General features: G+C 69.4%; 2 protein-coding genes. Both read left to right on the forward strand.

The window, feature by feature from the left end:
- Positions 1-450 precede the first annotated feature (450 nt).
- On the forward strand, positions 451-1680 hold the full coding sequence (locus tag O3Q52_RS51430) for a serine protease (protein WP_269655295.1): 1230 nt from the start codon (positions 451-453) through the stop codon (positions 1678-1680).
- 222 nt (positions 1681-1902) lie between these two features.
- Positions 1903-2983 (forward strand): serine protease (locus tag O3Q52_RS51435; protein ID WP_269655296.1); only part of this gene is annotated, 1081 nt, incomplete at its 3' end.

Consider the following 2983-nt stretch of genomic DNA (forward strand, 5'->3'; position numbering starts at 1 on the left):
GGCGCCGCAGGATCCCTTCGTGCGCCGCGCGCGCCCCGCCGTTCTCCGGTGTCGCGCGCGCCCCCGCGGCCTCGGGCATCGCGGGCGCCGTCTCAGGCGCAGACTCGGTCACAGCCACGTCTGTCGGTCCTCCCGCTGTCCAGAAGAGGCGAGTTGCTCGGCCGCCCGGTGGGAGGCGACAGGGAATGAACGCAGCCGGAACGTCCCCCGTACGTACCAACGACGAGGACCGCGAGGGGCAACGGTGGGGCGAAGATCCTTGCCGTGACGGAACCGTTGCGGTTCCGTCGGAAGTCCCCCACAGCAACGCCATAGTCTGTGGTGCCGTTCAGCGAATTCCCGCTGATCAGCACCCACGGTCCACGTCGGACACATCCGGGTCACCGGATCCGTACGAAGTCCCATGTGGCAGCACAGAGTTGTTCGTTCACCTCCAGGGGGAGTCACACCATGCGACCCATACGCCCGCTCTTCGCCGCCCGTCGAGGGAGGAGCTCGCGCCGCAGAACCTCCCCCATGCTGGCCGCGGTCGGACTGGCCACCGCGCTGGCGCTGACCGCCACCGCCTGCGGTTCGGAAGAGGACACCAACGCGGGCGCGGAGGCGTCGGCGTCCGCGGCCGGCGACGGCAAGATCAAGATCCCGGACAACATCAAGGACAGGCTCAAAGAGCGCGGGATCGACATCGACCAGTGGAAGGGCGGCGCCTGGAAGAACTGGGACAAGGACGACTGGCTGCGCGAGGCCGGGGACTACATCAACCCGATCATCAAGGACCTGTGGGACCCGGACCGCATGCGCGAGGCCGAGGACCCGGACCAGGGCAAGGGTGTCGACGAGAACGACCTCTCGGGTGACCAGGGCGTGACCGACCCGGAGCCGGCGCCCGTGGAGGCGAAGTCCGTCCCGGCGGCGTACCACGAGAACGCGCCCGAGGCGGGCAAGGTGTTCTTCGACTCCCCCGAGGGCACGATGGTCTGCTCGGCGACCGTGGTCGAGGACCCGGCCAACCCCGGCAAGTCCAACCTCGTGTGGACCGCGGGCCACTGTGTGCACGCCGGCAAGAAGGGCGGCTGGTACCGCAACATCGCCTTCGTGCCGTCGTACAACAACGACGCCATGTCGGCGGCGGAGCTCGCGACCGCCACCAAGGAAGAGGTCGCTCCGTACGGTCTCTGGTGGGCCGACTGGGCCCAGACCTCGGACCAGTGGATCGAGCAGGGTGGCGCGACGGGCGGCGACGGTGCCTCGTACGACTTCGCGGTCATTCATGTGACGCCGGAGAAGGGCAGCGGGGGCAAGTCCCTTGAGGAGACCGTCGGTTCGGCGCTCCCGGTGGACTTCAACGCTCCGGCCGTCTCGGAGGTCGGGGACATCACCGCGACCGGCTACCCGGCGGCGAAGCCGTTCGACGGGGAGACCATGTTCCAGTGCGCGGACAAGCCGGGCCGGCTCTCGATCGCCGAGTTCCAGCCGACGATGTACCGCATCGGCTGCACCATGACCGGCGGTTCGTCGGGCGGCGGCTGGGTCGCGGCGGGTTCGGACGGCAAGCCGGCGCTGGTGTCCAACACCTCGATCGGCCCGGTGACCGCGGGCTGGCTCGCGGGCCCGCACCTGGGCACGGAGGCCAAGGGGATCTACGACGCGGTGAGCAAGAAGTTCGCGGCGCAGCAGTAGCGACGCGGCAATGGCGGCGCAGCCGCAGCCGTACAGCAGTAGCGGCACAGGGACGGACGGCGGCATGGTGGGCCTCACGGAAACCTTCACCACTCGGCCGCCGTTCGTCCCTGACTCCCCGGGCATAGTGGGGTGACACGGGCTCCACGGAGAGCCTTCTTCGCGCTCTTCGCGCCTGACCCGCAGACGAAAGCTGCACGTTCAATCGGGGGTAACAACATCATGCGTTCCACACGTCCGTCCTTCTCGGGGATGCGCGGGCGACGCCGCGTCCTCGCCGCCGCCGGGCTGGCCGCGGCTCTGACGCTCACCGCCACCGCCTGCGAGTCGGGCGGCGACAACGCCGCCGACAAGCCGGCCGCCACCGGCTCCGAGGCCTCCGGCGGCGACAAGCTCGAAATTCCGGCCGACATCGCCGACAAGCTCAAGGAGCACGGCATCGATGTCGACGACTGGAAGGACGGCGAATGGAAGAACTGGGACAAGGACAAGTGGCTCACTGAGGCCGAGGACTTCGTCAACCCGGTGATCGAGGGCCTCTGGAAGCCCGAGCGGATGAAGTCCGCCAAGGACCCGGACAAGACGATCTCCGCGAAGGACGCCTCGGCCGACCAGGGCGTGAGCAACCCGGCGCCGGCCCCGGTCACCGCGACGCGTGAAGAGACCCCGTACCACGACAACGCCGCCCCGGTCGGGAAGGTCTTCTTCGACTCCCCCGAGGGCTCGATGGTCTGCTCCGGCACGGTCGTCAAGGACCCGCGCAACCCAGGGAAGTCCAACCTCGTGTGGACCGCCGGCCACTGTGTCCACGCGGGCGGTGGCGGCGGCTGGTACCGCAACATCGCCTTCGTGCCCGCCTACAACGACCTCGGCAAGTCCGAGGCCGAGCTGGCCAACGCGACGCAGCAGGAGATCTCCCCGTACGGCCAGTACTGGGCGGACTGGGCGTCCACCTCGAACGAGTGGATCCAGGGCGGTTCGGAGTCGGGCGGCGAGGGTGCCGCGTACGACTACGCGGTGCTGCACGTGAAGCCGGAGTCGGGCTCCAAGTCCCTTGAGGAGACCGTCGGTACGGCTCTGGACGTGGACTTCTCCACCCCCGCCGCGGCGGACGCGGGCACGATGGGCGCCTGGGGTTACCCGGCGGCGCCTCCGTACAACGGTCTGATCATGCACAAGTGCGTCGACCGGCCGGGCCGCCTCTCGCTCAGCCCGAGCCTGCCGACGATGTACCGCATCGGCTGCACCATGACCGGCGGTTCGTCGGGCGGCGGCTGGTTCCGGGTCGTCGGCGGCAAGACCG

The sequence above is a fragment of the Streptomyces sp. ActVer genome, from assembly GCF_027270795.1.
Lineage (GTDB): Bacteria > Actinomycetota > Actinomycetes > Streptomycetales > Streptomycetaceae > Streptomyces > Streptomyces umbrinus_A.